This window comes from Streptomyces sp. NPDC046831 (assembly GCF_040645305.1).
Lineage (GTDB): Bacteria > Actinomycetota > Actinomycetes > Streptomycetales > Streptomycetaceae > Streptomyces.
The window spans coordinates 1-17,548 of sequence record NZ_JBEYXZ010000054.1 but is presented as its reverse complement, the minus strand read 5'-3'; the positions used below and the strand labels follow the sequence as shown (position 1 = coordinate 17,548).

The following is a 17,548-nucleotide window of genomic DNA, read 5'->3' as shown; positions in this document are numbered from 1 at the left end:
GGTGGCGCGGGCAGGGACAGGGGCAGGGCTCGGCGGGGGGCCGAGGAACGGGCGCGCCGGCCGCCGTGGCCTGCGCGGCGGCGGCCGACGGTAGTCGCGCGGCGGGTGACCGAGGTGGGTGGGGCCGCGGGGCGGGGGCCGAGGTGCGGGGATGGCGTGGTGGGTGCACAATGCGGCCGCCTGATCGGTGTCCGTCCCGTGGGTGACGTCCACTCGTGTGAGGCAACGCTGTCGGCGCTCGGGCGCCGTCGTCCACAGGGACTTGTCCACAGGGGTGGCCGGGCCGGGACGCCCTCGGCACAGTGGACGGCATGCGCGGGTGGTGGCGGGACCTGACCGACCTGGTGCTGCCGGGTGAGTGCGGAGGCTGCGGCAGGCCGCGGACGGTGCTGTGCGAGGAGTGCCGTGCCCTGCTCGGCGGAGCCGTGCCGCGCCGGGTGCGGCCGGTGCCGGAGCCGCGGGGGCTGCCGGCCGTGCACGCCGCCGCGCCGTACGCCGACGAGGTGAGGGCGGTTCTCCTGGCCCACAAGGAACGCGGCGCGCTGGCCCTCGCCGGCCCGCTCGGCACGGCACTGGCCGGCGCGGTGCGGGCGGGTCTGGCGGAGGCCGCCGCCCGGGCCGCCGGGTGGACGTGCGGGAGGCCGCCGCCGGCCGGACCCGTGCTGCTGGTCCCGGTGCCGTCCGCGCGGCGGGCGGTGCGGGCGCGGGGCCACGATCCGGCGCGCCGGATCGCGCTGGCGGCGGCGGGTGCGCTGCGGCGGTCCGGTACGCCGGCGCGGGTGCCGGCGGTGCTGCGGCAGCGGCGCGCCGTGGCCGACCAGGCGGGGCTCGACTCCCGTCAGCGGAGGGCCAATCTCGCCGGCGCGCTGCACGTCGCCGCCGGGGGTGCCTGGTTGCTGCGCGGCGGTCCGGTGGTGCTCGTCGACGACCTGGTGACCACGGGCGCCTCCCTGGCCGAAGGGGCCCGGGCCGTCAGAACGGCCGTGTACACCGCGGGGTCCTGGGAAGGCCTATGGGAACGGAATGCCGGATCACGGCCCGAGGAGGCGAACTCGGTGTATCGCGCACCGGATATGGCGGGACAGTGTGCCGCCGTCGAGCCGGTCTGCGCGGCCGCGGTGGCGGCCTCGCCGGAATCCTGGAATGGCCCGGAACTGACCGCGAACCAGCGTCGTTCCCGGTAATGAGAAGAAGGTCAATTCACCTGAACGGAGGTACGCCGCGGTAGAGGGTGACGTCATCCGTCCGAGCGAGATATGTTCGGTGGTGAGGGGAAAGGCGCAGGCCATCCCCGTCATTTCCGAATCGCGCGCTGCGGGTTTTCCTGCAATCACCCGTGGCGGCGGGGTGGAGATCTCGCCCACGGGGGAGGAGGAGGTGGACGTCACCGAGTCCGAGGTTCCGGGGCTCACCGGAACCGGGTGCAAAAGGGAGACGCTCCGCCGTGGAAGCGGAGCGATCCGGGAACGGAGTTCTGCGTGGACATCGTCGTCAAGGGCCGCAAGACCGAGGTGCCCGAGCGGTTCCGCAAGCACGTGGCCGAGAAGCTGAAGCTGGACAAGATCCAGAAGCTCGACGGCAAGGTGATCAGCCTCGACGTCGAGGTGTCCAAGGAGCCCAACCGCCGACAGGCCGACCGCTGTGACCGAGTGGAGATCACGCTCCGCTCCCGCGGCCCGGTGATCCGGGCGGAGGCAGCCGCCAGCGACCCGTACGCGGCACTCGACCTGGCAGCGGAGAAGCTGGAAGCCCGGCTGCGCAAGCAGCACGACAAGCGTTACTCCCGGCGCGGCGCACGCCGGATTCCGGCCGCCGAGGTTCCCGATCACGTCCCTGACGCGGCGACGCTCAACGGGAGCGGTGTTCCCGTCGGGGCGGAAGCGGATGAGAGCCAGGTGCCCACCAAGCGGATCGGCTCGCTGGAGGTGCAGGGGGACGGCCCCGTCGTCGTCCGCGAGAAGACACACGTCGCTTCCGCCATGAGCCTGGACCAGGCGCTCTACGAGATGGAGCTGGTCGGGCACGACTTCTATCTGTTCGTCGACGCCGAGACCAAGGAACCGAGCGTCGTCTACCGACGGCACGCCTACGACTACGGCGTGATCCACCTGCGGACGGACACGATGGTCACCCAGGCACCCCCTCCGGACGCGGGCGGCACGCTGGGCGGCTGACCCGCCCGGCCGGCAGCTGACCAGGTGCCCCTGGGCGCGCGCGTGCGCCCCCAGGGGCACCGGTGTGCGACCCCCCGCCGCGCCGCTTGGGCACCGCACGGTCGGCAGAGCATGGAATCATGGCCGCAACGGCTCAACCGATGGGCCGTTGCCTTGGGTTGGCGATGGCACCGGACCACCAGGCCACAGCCGTCAGGGGGAGGAACGATGGCGCACAGCTTCGGACCGATGCGGGACGAGGACGCCGGCGACGGCGTCGTCGGCATGGGCCCGGACGCGGGCACTCCGCGCAAGGAGCCGATCAGAGTCCTTGTCGTGGACGACCATGCGCTCTTCCGTCGCGGACTGGAGATCGTGCTCGCCGCCGAGGAGGACATCCAGGTCGTCGGTGAGGCGGGCGACGGCGCGGAGGCCGTCGACAAGGCCGCCGACCTGCTGCCCGACATCGTGCTGATGGACGTGCGGATGCCGAAGCGGGGCGGGATCGAGGCGTGCACGTCGATCAAGGAAGTCGCCCCCAGCGCCAAGATCATCATGCTGACGATCAGCGACGAGGAGGCCGACCTCTACGACGCCATCAAGGCGGGCGCGACCGGCTACCTCCTCAAGGAGATCTCCACGGACGAGGTGGCCACCGCCATCCGCGCGGTGGCCGACGGCCAGTCGCAGATCAGCCCTTCCATGGCGTCGAAGCTGCTCACCGAGTTCAAGTCGATGATCCAGCGCACCGACGAGCGCCGCCTCGTCCCCGCGCCCCGGCTGACCGACCGTGAGCTGGAGGTCCTCAAACTCGTCGCCACCGGAATGAACAACCGGGACATCGCCAAGGAGTTGTTCATCTCGGAGAACACCGTGAAGAACCACGTCCGCAACATCCTGGAGAAGCTTCAGCTGCATTCCAGGATGGAGGCGGTGGTCTACGCGATGCGCGAGAAGATCCTCGAGATCCGGTAGCGGGCACCAGGGACTGGGCACCGGGCGTCCGGGGCCGGGACGGCTCGGTGACCGTGCGGCCGGGGACGGGGCGGCCCGTGGCCGTGCGGTCGGCGGACCGGGCGGGCCGGCGGCCGTGCGGGGGTCCGGCGGTCAGGCCAGGGCGCGGGCCAGTTCCCGGGCCAGGGGCTCGCGCAGTTCCGGGGCGTCCACGCGTTCGACGCGGACGTCCGTGCAGTCCACCCAGCTCGCCGCCTCCACCAGCGCCTGCGCGACGCCCGGCACCGCTCTCGCGCCGTCCAGCGTGACCTGCCTGGCCACCAGCGTGCGGCCCTCGCGCGCGGGATCCACCCGGCCGACGAGGCGGCCGCCGGCGAGCACCGGCATCGCGAAGTAGCCGTACACCCGCTTCGGCCTGGGCACGTAGGCCTCCAGGCGGTGGGTGAACCCGAAGATCCGCTCGGTGCGCGCCCGTTCCCACACCAGCGAGTCGAAGGGCGACAGCAGGGTCGTGCGGTGGCGGCCGCGCGGGGGCGACGCGAGCGCCGCCGGGTCCGCCCAGGCCGGCTTGGCCCAGCCCTCCACCGTCACCGGGACCAGGCCCGAGTCCGCGAGGACCGCGTCGACCTGCTCGCCCTTGAGGCGGTGGTAGTCGGCGATGTCGGCGCGGGTGCCGACGCCCAGGGACTGCCCCGCGAGGCGGACCAGACGACGCAGGCACTCGGTGTCGTCCAGCTCGTCGTGCAGCAGCGGCTCGGGCACCGCGCGCTCGGCGAGGTCGTACACCCGCTTCCAGCCGCGCCGCTCGACGCAGACCACCTCCCCGTACATCAGGGCGCGTTCGACGGCGACCTTGGAGCCCGACCAGTCCCACCACTCGCTGGTCCGCTTGGCGCCGCCCAGCTCCGTGGCGGTGAGGGGGCCCTCGGCGCGCAGCTGCTTGATCACCTGGTCGTAGGCGCCGTCGGGGAGCTCGTGGTTCCAGTGCGGGCGCCTGCGGTAGGCGCGGCGGCGGAAGGCGAAGTGCGGCCACTCCTCGATGGGCAGGATGCACGCCGCGTGGGACCAGTACTCGAAGGCGTGCGCGTCCGTCCAGTACGCCTTGTCCACCGCCGTACGGCCGACCGCCCCCAGCCGGGCGTAGGGGACGAGCTCGTGGGAGCGGGCGAGGACCGAGATCGTGTCGAGCTGGACCGCGCCGAGGTGGCGCAGGACACCGCGGACGCCGGACCTGCGGTCGGGAGCGCCGAGGAGGCCCTGGGCCCGCAACGCGATGCGGCGGGCCTCGTCCGCGGTGAGGTCGAGGGTGGGGCGCGGGGCGGTTGTCATGAGGCGCACGATAGGCGCCGGGACTGACAGTGGGGAGCGATCCGCGGGACCGGGACGGAGCCGGGGCAGCCGCTCGCCGGAGCCCGTTCGTGGAACCACCGCACACCACGCCTTGGACCGCGGCGCCCGGTGCCGGTCCGGGCTTCGCACCGCGGCACCGCGCCGCGTCGGCCCGCGCCGCGCGGCTCACGCCGTCGGCCCGCGCCGCGTCGGCCCGCGCCGCGTCGGCCCGCGCCGCGTCGGCCCGCGCCGCGCCGGCCCAAGCCCGTCGGCCCGCGTCCGCCGGCCCGCCCCGTGCCGGTCCGCGCCGGCCCGCCCCGTGCCGGTCCGCGCCACGCCCGCCCGGGCCACGCCGGTCGGGCGGCGCGGGCCGGGCTCAGCGCGGGGCCGGCAGGTACGGCGCCGCCGAGGGCAGGCCCAGGTCGGACGGCAGCAGTGAGCCGACCCAGCAGTCCCGCCGGACGCCCTTGTTGTTCAGCGCGGAACGCAGGGTGCCCTCGATCGTGAAACCCGCGCGTTCGGCCACGGCCCGGGAGGCGTGGTTGCCCACCTCGGCACGCCACTCGACGCGGTCCAACGGCACCTCGGTGAAGGCCCAGCGCGCGGCGGCGAGGACCGCCTCGGTGACGAGGCCGCGGCCGCGGTGCTCCTTGGCGGCCCAGAAGCCGATCTCGCCCTCGCCGAGGGAGCGCATCGTGAGGCCGAGCATGCCCGCCAGCTCGCCCGCGGGCAGGAAGACGCCGAAGGTGAACACCGAACCGCTCGCCCAGCCCTCCGGGACGATCTGGTCCGTGAAGCCGCGGGCGTGCTCCGGACGGTAGGGGGAGGGGATCGTGGTCCAGCGCTGGATCTCCGGGTCCTGCGCGGCGGCGTACACCGCGTCGGCGTCGCGCGGGCCGACGGTGCGCAGCAGGAGGCGCTCGGTGGTGAGGGTGACGGGTTCCATCGGGCGATTCTGCTGCGGGGATCTCCCGGGGTCCATCGATGTGCCGTCGGTGAGTCGGCCGTCACAATACGCGCAATTCGCCGCACGGAGGCGGCACCATCCGCGCCCCTGGTCCGTTGTCCTCCTTGAAGGCGACGCGCGGCACGAGAAGGACCGCCGTCACGGCAGGCCCTCCCGGCCCGACGGGGTCCTCGCATACGATGGCCGTTGCTCAGTACGTCAAATGGAAACCGACCGTCCCAGGCCCGACCGGCAAGGAGACCAACCCCCGTGTCCGTCCTCTCCAAGATCATGCGTGCAGGCGAAGGCAAGATCCTGCGCAAGCTGCACCGCATCGCGGACCAGGTCAACTCCATCGAAGAGGACTTCGTCGACCTCTCCGACGCCGAGCTGCGGGCCCTCACCGACGAGTACCGGCAGCGGTACGCCGACGGCGAGAGCCTGGACGACCTGCTGCCCGAGGCCTTCGCAACGGTCCGCGAGGCCGCCAAGCGTGTCCTCGGACAGCGGCACTACGACGTCCAGATGATGGGCGGCGCCGCCCTGCACATGGGCTACGTGGCCGAGATGAAGACCGGCGAGGGCAAGACGCTGGTCGGCACCCTGCCCGCGTACCTGAACGCCATCTCCGGCGACGGCGTCCACATCGTCACGGTCAACGACTACCTGGCCGAGCGCGACTCCGAGATGATGGGCCGCGTCCACAAGTTCCTCGGCCTGTCCGTGGGCTGCATCCTCGCGAACATGACGCCGGCCCAGCGCCGCGAGCAGTACGCCTGCGACATCACGTACGGCACGAACAACGAGTTCGGCTTCGACTACCTGCGCGACAACATGGCCTGGTCGAAGGACGAGCTCGTCCAGCGCGGGCACAACTTCGCCATCGTCGACGAGGTCGACTCCATCCTCGTCGACGAGGCCCGTACGCCGCTGATCATCTCCGGTCCGGCCGACCAGGCCACCAAGTGGTACGGCGACTTCGCCAAGCTGGTGACGCGCCTCAAGCGCGGCGAGGCGGGCAACCCGCTCAAGGGCGTCGAGGAGACCGGCGACTACGACGTCGACGAGAAGAAGCGCACGGTCGCCATCCACGAGGCCGGCGTCACCAAGGTCGAGGACTGGCTGGGCATCGACAACCTCTACGAGTCGGTGAACACCCCGCTGGTGGGCTACCTCAACAACGCCATCAAGGCCAAGGAGCTCTTCAAGCGCGACAAGGACTACGTCGTCATCGACGGCGAGGTCATGATCGTCGACGAGCACACCGGCCGTATCCTCGCCGGCCGCCGCTACAACGAGGGCATGCACCAGGCGATCGAGGCGAAGGAGGGGGTGGACATCAAGGACGAGAACCAGACGCTCGCCACGATCACCCTGCAGAACTTCTTCCGCCTCTACAACAAGCTCTCCGGCATGACCGGTACGGCGATGACCGAGGCCGCCGAGTTCCACCAGATCTACAAGCTCGGCGTGGTCCCGATCCCGACCAACCGCCCGATGGTCCGCAAGGACCAGTCGGACCTGATCTACCGCACCGAGGTCGCGAAGTTCGAGGCGGTCGTCGACGACATCGCCGAGAAGCACGAGAAGGGCCAGCCGATCCTGGTCGGCACCACCTCGGTCGAGAAGTCCGAGTACCTCTCGCAGCAGTTGAGCAAGCGCGGCATCCAGCACGAGGTGCTCAACGCCAAGCACCACGAGCGCGAGGCGAGCATCGTCGCCCAGGCGGGCCGCAAGGGCGCCGTGACGGTCGCGACGAACATGGCGGGCCGCGGTACGGACATCAAGCTCGGCGGCAACCCCGAGGACCTCGCCGAGGCGGAGCTGCGCCAGCGCGGCCTCGACCCGGAGGAGCACATCGAGGAGTGGGCGCACGCCCTGCCCGAGGCGCTCAAGCGGGCCGAGGAGGCCGTGAAGGCGGAGAAGGAGGAGGTCGAGAAGCTCGGCGGCCTCTACGTCCTCGGCACCGAGCGGCACGAGTCGCGCCGGATCGACAACCAGTTGCGCGGTCGTTCCGGCCGTCAGGGCGACCCAGGCGAGTCCCGCTTCTACCTGTCGCTCGGCGACGACCTGATGCGGCTGTTCAAGGCCCAGATGGTCGAGCGCGTGATGTCGATGGCGAACGTCCCGGACGACGTGCCGATCGAGAACAAGATGGTCACGCGTGCGATCGCCTCCGCCCAGTCGCAGGTCGAGCAGCAGAACTTCGAGACCCGTAAGAACGTCCTGAAGTACGACGAGGTGCTCAACCGTCAGCGCGAGGTCATCTACGGCGAGCGCCGCCGCGTCCTCGAGGGCGAGGACCTGCACGAGCAGGTCCAGCACTTCATGGACGACACGATCGACGCCTACGTCCAGGCCGAGACCGCCGAGGGCTTCCCGGAGGACTGGGACCTCGACCGGCTGTGGGGCGCCTTCAGGCAGCTCTACCCGGTGAAGGTCACCATCGAGGAGCTGGAGGAGGCGGCCGGCGACCGGGCCGGTCTGACGGCCGAGTTCATCGCCGACTCCATCAAGGACGACATCCGCGAGCAGTACGCGGCCCGCGAGGCGCAGCTCGGCTCCGAGATCATGCGCGAGCTGGAGCGCCGGGTCGTGCTGTCGGTCCTCGACCGCAAGTGGCGCGAGCACCTGTACGAGATGGACTACCTCCAGGAGGGCATCGGCCTGCGCGCCATGGCGCAGAAGGACCCGCTGGTCGAGTACCAGCGCGAGGGCTTCGACATGTTCCAGGCCATGATGGAGGGCATCAAGGAGGAGTCCGTCGGCTACCTGTTCAACCTGGAGGTCCAGGTCGAGCAGCAGGTCGAGGAGGTCCCGGTGGAGGAGGCCCAGCCGGTGGCGCAGGGCGTCCAGGACGCCGTGCCGGCGCAGGCGGGCGCGCGCCCGGAGATCCGCGCCAAGGGGCTCGACGTCCCGCAGCGGCGCGACCTGCACTTCTCCGCGCCCACCGTGGACGGCGAGGGCGGTGTCGTCGAGGGCGAGTTCGCCACCGACGGCGAGCCGGTCCGCTCGGAGGCGGACGGCCTCACGCGCGCGGAGCGCCGCAAGCAGGCCAAGGCCGCGGGGCGCCGCCGCAAGAAGTGACGGCGGCTCCGCGAGGAGCGACAGGCCGTGCAGGGCCGGGCACCCCCAGGGGTGCCCGGCCCTGCCGGTTCTCCGGGCGCGACTCGGCCGCGCGGTGCCGCGCGTGCGGGCCCCGGGGAGGGAGCGGGCCTGCGGTGGCCTTGGCCTTCCGGCCCCGGCCTTGGCCTTCCGGCCCCGGCCTTGGCCTTCCGGCCCCGGCCTTGGCCTTCCGGCCCCGGCCTTGGCCTTCCGGCCCCGGCCTTCCGGCCCCGGCCTTCCGGCGCCGGCCTTGGCCTTCCGGCCTTGGCCTTCCGGCCTTGGCCTTCCGGCCTTGGCCTTCCGGCCTTGGCCTTCCGGCCCCGGCCCTGTGGCGCCCGCCTTCTGGCGCCGGCCCCGGCTTTCCGGCCCCGGCCCCGGCCCCGGCTTTCCGGCGCCGGCCTCGGCTTTCCGGCGCCGGCCCCGGCCTTCGGGCGCCGGCCCCGGCCTTCCGGCGCTGGTCTCACCGGCACACCGGCCCCGGCCCACGCTCCGGGCGCGCCGGCGCCCCGCACGGAGACGGGGCCTGCGGCGGACGCTGCCCGCGTCACCGCTTCCGGGCCCCTGGCCTTCGGGCCTCGCCCCCCGACCCGCCTGATGCGTGGGTATCGGCATCAGGTCGGCCCAATGGGGCGGAGGCCAGGTTCCGGTCCGCGGTCGTGGACTCTGGCAGGGCGGGGGCCGACGGGCCCGGGTCGGCCCCGGGGCCGGCCCTGCGGCCTCCGCCCTGCCTGGGCGCGGGGGCGGCAACCACCTGTCCGGGCAGGGACCTCGCGCTGCGGCCGCCACACGCCTCGGGGCTTGCGTACGGCGGCCACTTGCGCCTGGCCGGGGCGGCGGTTGCCACCTCCTCCCTGCCTGGCCCCGCCTCGGGTCCGCCCTTGCCTGGCCGGTTCGGCTGCCGTCTCGGAGTCTCCGGGGGCTAGTCGTCGTCGGTGCGGGAGACGCGGGGGCCGCCCAGTTCCACCGCCGTGCAGCGCCAGCGCAGGTCGCGGCCCTGTTCCAGGCGGAACGCCATGGCGCGCAGCCGGTCTCCGGCGCCGATGCGGGCGAAGGCCTCCAGGGCGCCGGGGCGGGGTTCGTAGTAGCCGATGTCGCGGACGACGGGGCGGGCGCCGCGGGTGCGCAGGGGGCCGCGCTCGGCGAGCCGGGCGAGCTCGTCGTAGGCGCGTCCGGCGGTGTGCCGCAGCATCCAGTGGACGGGCCGCTGCCCGCTGAGGACGGCGAGAAGGCGCTCGGCGAAGAGGTCGGTGGTGGCCGGGTGCGGCAGGGGCCGCGGAGCGGCCTGGGCGGCCACCACGCGGGCGGCGGCGGCCGTCCCGTCGCCGTGCGTCCGGGAGTCCGGTCGCGAGGGCGGAGCCGGACGTCGGGCGGGCGCGGCGGCGGTCGTCGGCCCGGGCCTGCCGGACCTGGTGGATAAGCCTGCCCCGCTGCCGGATCCGGTGGGCTGGTTGCTTGTCGTGTCGGTCTGGGCCGGGAGCGGGGCCGCCGGGTGGCCGGGTGCCGGGTGGTGGCCGGTCGTGCCGGGGCGCGGGGTGGTGGTGGGGCGGGCCGGGGCTGTCGGTGGGCGGCCGTCGGCCGGTCCCCGCTGGGCCGGGCTTCCGCCCCCGGGCGGGCCCGGAGGACGGCCGTCGGCCGGCGCGCGGAGGAGGGTCCCGCCGGGCGGGCGGGGCGGGGTGCCGCCGGGACGGCGGGCGTCCTGGCGGCCCGGCGGGTGCGTGCCGGGACGGCGCTGGGCCCTGGTCATGACCTTGTGCATGTGTTCCCCGTTCGGAGTCCCCGGTGAGTACCGGGCGGTAACTTCGCGGTCGGGGATCTTGTACGGGGCCCGGCACGGCGGCGGCAAGCAGGACGCGGCCCGCGCCGGAGGCCGGAGAAGTTCACCTATCCGAGTGGTGGCGGGGGCCGGAAACCCCGGCAGGACAGGGGCGCACCGGGTGACGCGGGAGGCGCGGGGTGGACGTCGCACGGGGGGCTGCCGGAGCCTCGAAAGGGGACGCCCGCACGTATCCTGAAGGCCGTCCGGGTGGCGCGGCAGCGCCGGTCCCGGGCCCCGCGGAGCCCACCGACCACGAAAGCGGCCAGCCATGCGCGTGTACGTCCCCCTGACCCTCCCCGGTCTCGCCGAGGCGCACAGGACCGGTGAGCTGGGGACCGGGCCGTTCGCCGCGTACGCCGTCACGCCCGCCCTGCGCGAGTGGTACCTCTCCGACGACATCGAGGAGCTGGAGTACGCCGCGCTGAGCCGGGCCGCCCTCGCCTCGCTGCGCCTGCTGGCGGCGGACCCGGACGCCCCGCGGCGCCGCGTCGTGGTCGCCGTGGACGTGGCGGACGGCGCCGCGGCGCCGGACCCCGACCGCGGCCTCGACCCGGCGGCGCTGGGCGAGGTCCGGGTGGCCGGGTCCGTGCCGCTCGCGAAGGCGGCCGCGGTGCACGTGGACGCCGAGGACGCGGAGGCGGACGTGGCGGCGGCGGCCGGGGCGCTGGCGGCGGCGGACGCGGGCGACGAGGACGCGCAGTTCGCCGTGGACGGGGCCGAGGACCACGAACTGCTGTGGTTCGCCACGCAGGAGATCCCGAACCTGGTGGGGCCCGGCGCCTGAGAGGCGCGGCGCGGCGAGGCCCGCGACAGCCCGCCCGCCGGGTTGACCTGCTGTTCTCTTCGATGTCAGTGGCAGCGGGTACGTTCTTCGGCATGGGAAAGCAGTCAGGGGCGCACATCGTCTGGGACTGGAACGGCACGCTGTTCCACGACAACGAGGCGGTCATCGGGGCGACGAACGCGGCGTTCGGCGAGCTCGGCCTGGAGCCGATCACGCTGGAGCAGTACCGCGCGCTGTACTGCGTGCCCGTGCCGAAGTTCTACGAGCGGCTGCTCGGGCGCCTGCCCACCGGCGCCGAGTGGGAGCTCATGGACGCGGTCTTCCACCGCTACTACGCCGAGCACCGGGTGCGCTGCGGGCTGGCCGAGGGAGCGGTGGAGCTGCTCGCGGGGTGGCGGTCCGCCGGGCACAGCCAGTCGATCCTCAGCATGTACGGGCACGAGGAGCTGGTCCCGCTGGTACGCGGATTCGGGATCGAGGCCCACTTCATACGCGTCGACGGGCGGACCGGGCCGTCCGGCGGCAGCAAGGCCGAGCACATGGTGCGCCACCTCGGTGCGCTGGCGGGTGCCGTGCACCCCGAGCGCACGGTCGTGATCGGGGACGCGGCGGACGACGCGCTGGCCGCGCTGCACGTGGGTGCCCGGGCGGTGCTGTACACCGGCGGTTCGCACAGCCGGGCCAGCCTGGAGGAGGCGGGAGTGCCGGTGGTGGACACGCTGGCGGAGGCCGTGGCGGAGGCGGAGCGGCTGGCGGCGTGACGGTCCGGCGGGCCGGCGTCCCACGGGCCGTCCGGCTCCGCGCGCCGGGGCGGCCCGGCGCGCGGGCGGACATGTGATCCGGCCACCCACCCGGACGCCGCGGCGGCCGCGGCGTCGCATCCGGCACAGCCGCACCAGCGGGCGCACCGGCCCCGGATACGCTGCCGGAGCGTGTGCCACTCCTGTGCAGAACGTCAAAGTTCCGCCCTCTGTTTTGTACACATACGGCTCATGACGGAAGCCCTGTTCCGAGCGATAGCCTTGTGGGCGTGATCAGCGCGATAGCTCGCGGAGGCACCGTCGCCTTCGCCCTGCGCCCGGTGAGCACGGAGGACATCCGTGGCCGGGCGGCGATAGCTGATCCTCGCGGGCGGAAGGTGGCCCCGACGGCCCCCGGGACGCCGAACGGATCCCGGGCACCGGCGCCGCCGAGAGCAGTGTCACACCCCTCGGGCGTGTCGACATTGGCCGATATCCCCCCGCTCATCTCCCCTTGCGGCATAGCGTCGGAACAGACCGGACACCCCGTGTCGTGGCGTCACGTCGGCAGGCAAGAGACCGAACTTCCTTCTACGTCACGCAACGGCGCGCGACAGGAGCCAGAGGACAATGCAGACCAAGCTGGACGAAGCCAAGGCCGAGTTGCTCGAAAGGGCCGCCCGGGTAGCTGAGAACAGCCCGGTCGGGGGGTACCTACCGACCGGGTCGACGAGTGAGGGCGTGCCGGACCGGGACACCCTGCTCGCGTTCCTCCGGCGTTACTACCTGCACACGGCCCCCGAGGACCTCGCCGACCGCGACCCGGTCGACGTCTTCGGCGCCGCCTTCTCCCACTACCGCCTGGCGGAGAGCCGTCCCCAGGGCACGGCGAACGTGCGGGTCCACACCCCGACCGTCGAGGAGAACGGCTGGACGTGCAGCCACTCCGTGGTCGAGGTCGTCACCGACGACATGCCCTTCCTCGTCGACTCCGTCACCAACGAGCTGACGCGGCAGGGACGCGGCATCCACGTCGTCGTCCACCCGCAGTTCGTGGTCCGGCGCGACCTCACCGGCAAGCTCCTGGAGATCCTGCCGAAGCCGCCCGCCGGCGGGCAGCTGCCGCACGACGCGCACACCGAGTCCTGGATCCACGTCGAGATCGACCGTGAGACCGACCGCGGCGACCTCAAGCAGATCACCGCCGACCTGCTGCGCGTCCTGTCCGACGTCCGCGAGGCCGTCGAGGACTGGGAGAAGATGCGCGACGCGGCGGTCCGCCTGGCCGAGGCGCTGCCCGGGGAGCCCATGCCGGGCGACCTGCGCCCGCAGGAGGCGGAGGAGGCCCGGGAGCTGCTGCGCTGGCTGGCCGACGACCACTTCACGTTCCTCGGCTACCGCGAGTACCAGCTGCGCGGGGAGGACGTGCTGGCCGCCGTGCCGGGCACCGGTCTCGGCATACTGCGCGCGGACCCGCACCACGGCGGTGAGGACAGCCACCCGGTCAGCCCGTCCTTCGAGCGGCTGCCCGCCGACGCCCGCGCCAAGGCCCGCGAGCACCGGCTCCTCGTCCTGACCAAGGCCAACAGCCGGGCCACCGTGCACCGGCCGTCGTACCTGGACTACATCGGGGTCAAGAAGTTCGACGAGAACGGCGAGGTCGTCGGCGAGCGCCGCTTCCTCGGCCTGTTCTCCTCCGCCGCGTACACCGAGTCGGTGCGGCGGGTCCCGGTCATCCGGCGCAAGGTCGACGAGGTGCTCGACCTGGCGGGCTTCTCGCCCAACAGCCACGACGGACGCGACCTGCTGCAGATTCTCGAGACCTACCCGCGCGACGAGCTGTTCCAGACGCCGGCCGACGAGCTGCAGTCCATCGCCACCTCCGTGCTGTACCTCCAGGAGCGCCGGCGGCTGCGCCTGTACCTGCGCCAGGACGAGTACGGGCGCTACTACTCCGCCCTGGTCTACCTGCCCCGCGACCGCTACACCACCGGCGTGCGCCTGCGGATCATCGACATCCTCAAGGAGGAACTGGGCGGCACCAGCGTCGACTTCACCGCCTGGAACACCGAGTCGATCCTGTCCCGGCTGCACTTCGTCGTCCGCGTCCCGCAGGGCACCGAGCTGCCGCAGCTGTCCGACGCCGACAAGGAGCGCATCGAGGCCCGCCTGGTCGAGGCCGCCCGCTCCTGGGCCGACGGCTTCGCCGAGGCGCTCAACGCGGAACTGGGCGAGGAGCACGCCGCCGAGCTGCTGCGCCGCTACAACCACGCCTTCCCCGAGGGCTACAAGGCCGACCACTCCCCGCGCGCCGCGGTCGCGGACCTGATCCACCTGGAGCGGCTGGGCGAGGACAGGACGTTCGCGCTCAGCCTGTACGAGCCGGTGGGCGCCGCGCCGGAGGAGCGCCGCTTCAAGATCTACCAGAAGGGCGGCTCGGTCTCGCTGTCCGCCGTCCTGCCGGTGCTCAGCCGGCTCGGCGTGGAGGTCACCGACGAGCGGCCGTACGAGCTGCGCTGCTCCGACCGGACGACGGCGTGGATCTACGACTTCGGTCTGCGCATGCCGAAGCCGACGTCCGGCGGCGTCGACTACCGGGGCGACGACGCCCGCGAGCGGTTCCAGGACGCCTTCGCCGCCACCTGGACCGGCAAGGCGGAGAACGACGGCTTCAACGCCCTGGTGCTGAGCGCCGGGCTGACCTGGCGGCAGGCGATGGTGCTGCGCGCGTACGCCAAGTACCTGCGCCAGGCGGGCTCCACCTTCAGCCAGGACTACATGGAGGACACCCTCCGCAACAACGTCCACACCACCCGTCTGCTCGTCTCCCTGTTCGAGGCGCGGATGTCGCCGGACCGGCAGCGCGCCGGGCACGAGCTCGTGGACGCCCTGCTGGAGGAGGTCGACGCGGCCCTCGACCAGGTGGCCTCCCTCGACGAGGACCGGATCCTGCGGTCCTTCCTGACGGTCATCAGGGCGACCCTGCGCACGAACTTCTTCCAGGAGGCCGCCGGGGGCGGTCCGCACGACTACGTGTCCATGAAGTTCGACCCGCAGGCCATCCCGGACCTGCCGGCGCCGCGCCCGGCGTTCGAGATCTGGGTGTACGCGCCGCGCGTCGAGGGCGTGCACCTGCGCTTCGGTAAAGTCGCCCGAGGCGGGCTGCGCTGGTCCGACCGCCGCGAGGACTTCCGCACGGAGATCCTCGGCCTGGTCAAGGCACAGATGGTGAAGAACACCGTGATCGTGCCGGTCGGGGCCAAGGGCGGTTTCGTCGCCAAGCAGCTGCCCGACCCGGGCGTGGACCGGGACGCGTGGCTGGCGGAGGGCGTCGCGAGCTACAAGACCTTCATCTCGGCGCTGCTCGACATCACCGACAACCTGGTCGCCGGCGAGGTCGTGCCGCCGCGGGACGTCGTCCGGCACGACGGCGACGACACCTACCTCGTCGTCGCCGCCGACAAGGGCACGGCGACGTTCTCCGACATCGCCAACGAGGTCGCCCAGTCGTACGACTTCTGGCTCGGCGACGCCTTCGCCTCCGGCGGCTCGGCGGGCTACGACCACAAGGGCATGGGCATCACCGCCCGCGGTGCCTGGGAGTCCGTGAAGCGGCACTTCCGGGAGCTGGGCGTCGACACCCAGGCGGAGGACTTCACGGTCGTCGGCATCGGCGACATGTCCGGCGACGTCTTCGGCAACGGCATGCTGCTGTCCGAGCACATCCGCCTGGTCGCCGCCTTCGACCACCGGCACATCTTCATCGACCCCGACCCGGACGCGGCCACCTCCTACGCCGAGCGCCGCCGCCTGTTCGAGCTGCCGCGGTCGTCGTGGGAGGACTACGACACCGGGCTGCTGTCGCCCGGCGGCGGGGTGTTCCCGCGGACCGCGAAGGCCATCCCGGTCAACGCGCACATCCGCGAGGCCCTCGGCATCGAGTCGGGCGTCACCAAGCTGACCCCGGCCGACCTGATGCGGGCGATCCTCCAGGCCCCGGTGGACCTGCTGTGGAACGGCGGCATCGGCACCTACGTCAAGGCCAGCACCGAGTCCCACGCCGACGTCGGCGACAAGGCCAACGACGCCATCCGCGTGGACGGCAAGGACCTGCGCGTCAAGGTCGTCGGCGAGGGCGGCAACCTGGGCCTCACCCAGCTCGGCCGGATCGAGTTCGCGCAGGCCGGCGGCAAGGTCAACACCGACGCCATCGACAACAGCGCGGGCGTGGACACCTCCGACCACGAGGTGAACATCAAGATCCTGCTCAACCGCCTGGTCACCGAGGGCGACATGACCGTCAAGCAGCGCAACAAGCTGCTCGCCGAGATGACCGACGAGGTCGGCCATCTGGTCCTGCGCAACAACTACGCGCAGAACACGGCGATCGCCAACGCGCTCGCCCAGTCCAAGGACATGCTCAACGCCCAGCAGCGCTTCATCCGCCACCTGGTCCGCGAGGGCCACCTGGACCGGGCGCTGGAGTTCCTGCCCACCGACCGGCAGATCCGTGAGCGGCTGGCCGCCGGTCACGGCCTGACCGGTCCCGAGACGGCCGTGCTGCTGGCGTACACCAAGATCACGGTCGCCGAGGAGCTGCTGGCGACGTCGCTGCCGGACGACCCGTACCTGCGCGGCCTGCTGCACACGTACTTCCCGGCGGCGCTGCGCGAGCAGTTCGCCGAGCAGATCGACAGCCACCCGCTGCGCCGGGAGATCACCACGACCGTGCTGGTCAACGACACGGTCAACACGGGCGGTACGACCTACCTGCACCGCCTGCGGGAGGAGACCGGGGCCTCGCTGGAGGAGATCGTCCGGACGCAGACCGCGGCCCGCGCGATCTTCCGCTCGGCGCCGGTGTGGGACGCGGTCGAGGCGCTGGACAACAAGGTCGACGCGGCCGTCCAGACCAGGATCCGCCTGCACTCGCGCCGGCTGGTCGAGCGCGGCACGCGCTGGCTGCTCAACAACCGGCCGCAGCCGCTGGAGCTCGGCGAGACGGTCGCGTTCTTCGCCGAGCGCGTGGAGCAGGTCTGGTCCGAGCTGCCGAAGCTGCTGCGCGGCGCGGACCTGGAGTGGTACGAGCAGGTGTACGACGAGCTGTCCGCGGCCGGCGTCCCGGACGAACTGGCCACGCAGGTGGCCGGGTTCTCCTCCGCCTTCCCGACGCTCGACATCGTCTCGGTGGCCGACCGCATGGACAGGGAGCCGATGGACGTCGCCGAGGTGTACTACGACCTCGCCGACCGCCTCAGCATCACCCAGCTGATGGACCGCATCATCGAGCTGCCGCGCGCCGACCGCTGGCAGTCCATGGCCCGGGCGGCGATCCGGGAGGACCTGTACGCGGCCCACGCGGCCCTGACGGCGGACGTCCTCGCCGCGGGCAACGGCAGCTCCACGCCCGAGCAGCGCTTCAAGGTCTGGGAGCAGAAGAACGCGCCGCTCCTGTCCCGGGCGCGGACGACCCTGGAGGAGATCCGCGGGTCGGACGAGTTCGACCTCGCCAACCTGTCGGTGGCGATGCGGACGATGCGCACGCTGCTGCGGACGCACTCCTAGCACGGGGGGTCCCCTCGGGGACCGCGCAGCACAGGGGGCGCCCCGGGCCGGTACGGCCCGGCACCTCCTGCGCCAGCCGCACGGTGTCCCGCAGCGCCTCGGCGTCCGGGTGCCCCTCCCGGACGCGTGAGCGGTCGAGCACGGAGAAACGGGTCG

10 protein-coding genes are annotated in these 17,548 nt (G+C 72.8%); 7 read left to right on the top strand and 3 right to left on the bottom strand.

Going from position 1 to position 17,548, the window contains the following annotated elements; translation table 11 throughout:
- The first annotated feature begins 311 nt into the window (after positions 1–311).
- The 3 genes from ABZ920_RS29260 to ABZ920_RS29250 all read left to right on the top strand — a co-directional run bounded on the left by ABZ920_RS29260 (position 312) and on the right by ABZ920_RS29250 (position 3,128).
- A complete protein-coding gene (locus ABZ920_RS29260; protein WP_361511432.1) occupies positions 312–1,184 on the top strand; it encodes a ComF family protein in 873 nt (290 codons plus the stop codon).
- A 294-nt stretch (positions 1,185–1,478) separates the two neighbouring features.
- Positions 1,479–2,174 carry a ribosome-associated translation inhibitor RaiA gene (gene raiA, locus ABZ920_RS29255; protein WP_361511429.1) on the top strand — a complete coding sequence of 232 codons (696 nt, stop codon included), beginning with the start codon at positions 1,479–1,481 and terminating at the stop codon, positions 2,172–2,174.
- A gap of 207 nt (positions 2,175–2,381) precedes the next feature.
- Positions 2,382–3,128 (top strand): response regulator transcription factor, encoded by a 747-nt coding sequence (locus tag ABZ920_RS29250; RefSeq protein WP_361511427.1) that lies wholly within the window; start codon positions 2,382–2,384, stop codon positions 3,126–3,128.
- A 132-nt stretch (positions 3,129–3,260) separates the two neighbouring features.
- Here the strand turns inward: ABZ920_RS29250 and ABZ920_RS29245 are convergent, their stop codons facing one another.
- A complete protein-coding gene (locus ABZ920_RS29245) occupies positions 3,261–4,436 on the bottom strand; it encodes a crosslink repair DNA glycosylase YcaQ family protein (RefSeq protein WP_361511424.1) in 1,176 nt (391 codons plus the stop codon).
- Between the two features lie 376 nt (positions 4,437–4,812).
- A complete protein-coding gene (locus ABZ920_RS29240) occupies positions 4,813–5,382 on the bottom strand; it encodes a GNAT family N-acetyltransferase (protein ID WP_361511421.1) in 570 nt (189 codons plus the stop codon).
- 270 nt (positions 5,383–5,652) lie between these two features.
- On the opposite strand from ABZ920_RS29240, the gene secA reads away from it, so the two are divergent.
- On the top strand, positions 5,653–8,469 hold the full coding sequence (gene secA / locus ABZ920_RS29235; protein ID WP_361511418.1) for a preprotein translocase subunit SecA: 2,817 nt from the start codon (positions 5,653–5,655) through the stop codon (positions 8,467–8,469).
- A gap of 937 nt (positions 8,470–9,406) precedes the next feature.
- Here secA and ABZ920_RS29230 read toward each other — a convergent pair.
- A complete protein-coding gene (locus tag ABZ920_RS29230; RefSeq protein WP_361511415.1) occupies positions 9,407–10,243 on the bottom strand; it encodes an Rv3235 family protein in 837 nt (278 codons plus the stop codon).
- A 328-nt stretch (positions 10,244–10,571) separates the two neighbouring features.
- On the opposite strand from ABZ920_RS29230, the gene ABZ920_RS29225 reads away from it, so the two are divergent.
- The 3 genes from ABZ920_RS29225 (at position 10,572) to ABZ920_RS29215 (ending at position 17,392) form a co-directional block, all read left to right on the top strand.
- Positions 10,572–11,087 (top strand): hypothetical protein, encoded by a 516-nt coding sequence (locus tag ABZ920_RS29225; RefSeq protein WP_361511412.1) that lies wholly within the window; start codon positions 10,572–10,574, stop codon positions 11,085–11,087.
- A gap of 92 nt (positions 11,088–11,179) precedes the next feature.
- Complete coding sequence (locus tag ABZ920_RS29220) at positions 11,180–11,848, top strand: HAD family hydrolase (RefSeq protein WP_361511409.1); 669 nt, start codon at positions 11,180–11,182, stop codon at positions 11,846–11,848.
- A 609-nt stretch (positions 11,849–12,457) separates the two neighbouring features.
- Positions 12,458–17,392 (top strand): NAD-glutamate dehydrogenase, encoded by a 4,935-nt coding sequence (locus ABZ920_RS29215; protein ID WP_361511406.1) that lies wholly within the window; start codon positions 12,458–12,460, stop codon positions 17,390–17,392.
- Positions 17,393–17,548: the final 156 nt, after the last annotated feature.